This window comes from Mammaliicoccus sp. L-M44 (genome assembly GCF_022386355.1).
In the GTDB taxonomy this organism is placed as follows: Bacteria; Bacillota; Bacilli; order Staphylococcales; family Staphylococcaceae; genus Mammaliicoccus; species Mammaliicoccus sciuri_A.
This window is the reverse complement of sequence record NZ_JAJNIU010000047.1, coordinates 1-3,133: the sequence shown is the minus strand read 5'-3', so window position 1 is coordinate 3,133 and position 3,133 is coordinate 1. Positions and strand designations below refer to the sequence as shown.

Below are 3,133 nucleotides of genomic sequence, written 5' to 3'. Positions count from 1 at the left end.
TTTTAGGTACTAACTCTGAAACAGAAATCATTTCATATTGGTCACGTTTATTCTCGGATTTATTTAACATAGAATCAACTCCTAAATAAAAGGCTTAAACAATTATTGTTTAAGCCTTTTATTTATAGAGACAGAATTCCGAGAAATGTCCGTAAGAGGTGTTGTTAGGGACAGAATTCTGAAAAATGTATCTAAATGAGCGCACTCTAACTACCAGAATTCAGAATAATGGAAGTTAGCGCGTTCTAACTACCACAATTCAGAATAATGAAATCAAGATCCTAACAAGATTCTAACAAAATCTATCGCCTAACTATCAACATCATCTCCGTTAAACATCTTACAACTAAATTTAACACAACAAAAAAGCATATCACTTTAACGTTTCGTTAAGTGATATGCTTTTCATTTGATGTCGTATGATGTTTATAGCCAACCGTTTTCGCGGTATTTCTTTTTAAGTGTAAAACCAAAGCCCATTGTTGCAACGATTAACAATACTGCTAATAACATAAACAACATTGAACCTTCTGCTAATGCAAAGCTAAACACTAAAAGGAGAAATGTTACAATTAAAGCAAGTAGTACGAATATTGCTTTAGATTTCTTCATTTATATCCATCCTTTAACCGTTTTCATTATTTTATTATGCTTCACATTTAAAGAAAAATCAACCTGTTGATTAAAACGGTACCAAATAAAAAATATGGAAATTTGAGTAAATCTGTTCAATAATAGTTATTTTTCAAACGATTTATGTTATAATTATCAAGTTATAAATTTAAGTCGAATAAATGTCGATTAATTTAAATCGGAGAGGAAAATTTTTTGCATGACTAATTTAAGAGAAAATGTACGTAACATTGCGATTATTGCCCACGTTGACCACGGAAAAACAACTTTAGTAGATGAATTATTAAAGCAATCTGGTATTTTTCGTGAAAATGAACATATAGCAGAACGTGCGATGGATTCAAACGACCTTGAAAAAGAACGCGGTATTACGATATTAGCTAAAAATACGGCAATTGACTATAAAGATCACCGTATCAATATACTAGATACACCAGGACATGCTGACTTCGGAGGAGAAGTTGAGCGTATTATGAAAATGGTTGATGGTGTTGTATTAGTAGTAGATGCTTATGAAGGAACGATGCCTCAAACACGTTTCGTGCTTAAAAAAGCATTAGAACAAAATTTAAAACCAGTTGTAGTTGTTAATAAAATTGATAAACCATCTGCAAGACCAGAACAAGTTGTAGATGAAGTATTAGACTTATTTATTGAATTAGATGCTAATGATGAGCAACTTGAGTTCCCAGTTGTATATGCATCTGCATTAAGTGGTACTGCTAGTTTAGAGTCTGATAAACAAGACGAAAACATGCAATGTCTATATGAAACAATTTTAGAATATGTACCAGCACCTGTTGATAATAGAGATGAGCCATTACAATTCCAAGTTGCATTATTAGATTATAATGACTATGTTGGACGTATTGGTGTAGGACGTGTATTCAGAGGTACAATTAAAGTTGGACAACAAGTATCATTAGTTAAGATTGATGGTAGCGTTAAAAACTTCAGAGTTACAAAAATCTTTGGTTTCTTTGGTTTAAACCGTATAGAAATTGATGAAGCATACGCTGGTGACTTAATCGCTATTAGTGGTATGGAAGATATTAACGTAGGTGAAACAATTACACCTCAAGATCATGTTGAAGCTTTACCAATTTTAAGAATTGATGAGCCGACATTAGAAATGACATTCTCAGTTAATAATTCTCCATTCGCTGGTAAAGAAGGTACTTACGTAACAGCTCGTAAGATTGAAGAAAGATTAGAAACACAATTAGAAACAGATGTATCTTTACGTGTAACACCTACAGATTCACCTGATGCATGGGTTGTAGCAGGACGTGGGGAATTACATTTATCTATTCTTATTGAAAATATGAGACGTGAAGGTTATGAATTACAAGTTTCTAAACCTCAAGTTATTGTTAAAGAAATAGATGGCGTTAAATCTGAGCCTTATGAACGTGTTCAAATTGATGTTCCTGATGAATATACAGGTGCAATTATTGAATCTTTAGGATCACGTAAAGGTGAAATGGTTGATATGCAATCTAACGAAAATGGACAAACTAAATTAATCTTTATCGTTCCAGCTCGTGGATTAATTGGTTACACTACTGAATTCATGTCAATGACTCGTGGTTATGGTATCATTAACCATACATTCGATTCTTACCGTCCAAGAATTAAAGGACGTATTGGTGGAAGAAGAAATGGTGTTCTTGTATCAATTGATAAAGGTGTAGCAAGTACTTATGCTATCTTGAACTTAGAAGATAGAGGTGTAAACTTCATGGAACCAGGTACTGAAGTTTATGAAGGTATGATTGTTGGTGAAAATACTCGTGAAAACGATCTAACAGTTAACATTACAAAAGTTAAAGCAGCTAACAACATCCGTTCAGCTACTAAAGAACAAACAACAACTATGAAAAAACCTAGAATTTTAACACTTGAAGAAGCGTTAGAATACTTAAATGATGACGAATTAGTTGAAGTAACACCTGAATCAATTCGTTTAAGAAAGAAAATTTTAGATAAAGCAGAAAGAGAAAGAGCTCAGAAGAGACAAAAAATGGCTGAACAAGAAGAGGAGTGATATAGATGCTCTTAGTTGCTAAAAATGTAAGTGTTAATCCAACAGAAAGGCTTTCATTTTTTGGTAAGTTATTTAGAGTAGATGAGAACCCAGAGCTTGGTATGTGGCTTTTATTATTAACGATTTTTGTATTAAGTGCGATTGTTTATAATTTAGGGTTTGCAAGAAAACTAAAGTTTTGGCAAAATATTATTATCTATATATTACTGTTTTTAGGTTGTTTATTATTAACGTTTCTAGCGGTATTCTTGCCTGTAGGAGAAAGTTTAATAATAGCAGCAATTGTTTTAGGTCTATATCGTTACAGACTTCATAAAGAACGAAGTAGCGGTAAACAACAATAAAAAAAGGCGGCTCATAAGTGCACTAACCCCAGGATGTGGGAGTAAAATAAAAACACTTTCGTTGAATTCATATTAAAATGAATTTATACGGAGGTGTTTTTTCTATGAA

General features: G+C 32.5%; 3 protein-coding genes. 2 read left to right on the top strand and 1 reads right to left on the bottom strand.

The window, feature by feature from the left end; translation table 11 throughout:
* Window positions 1–426: 426 nt before the first annotated feature.
* Window positions 427–612, bottom strand: a complete 186-nt coding sequence (locus tag LQ611_RS13700) for a DUF5325 family protein (protein WP_037587440.1) — start codon at window positions 610–612, stop codon at window positions 427–429.
* Window positions 613–832: 220 nt separating this feature from the next.
* Between LQ611_RS13700 and typA the strand changes: the two genes are divergently transcribed.
* Together typA and LQ611_RS13690 are read left to right on the top strand one after the other, a co-directional pair.
* Window positions 833–2,680: a translational GTPase TypA gene (gene typA, locus LQ611_RS13695; RefSeq protein WP_025904663.1), complete on the top strand. Its 1,848-nt coding sequence runs from the start codon at window positions 833–835 to the stop codon at window positions 2,678–2,680.
* A gap of 5 nt (window positions 2,681–2,685) precedes the next feature.
* Window positions 2,686–3,024 (top strand): YlaH-like family protein, encoded by a 339-nt coding sequence (locus LQ611_RS13690; protein ID WP_037587446.1) that lies wholly within the window; start codon window positions 2,686–2,688, stop codon window positions 3,022–3,024.
* Window positions 3,025–3,133 lie beyond the last annotated feature (109 nt).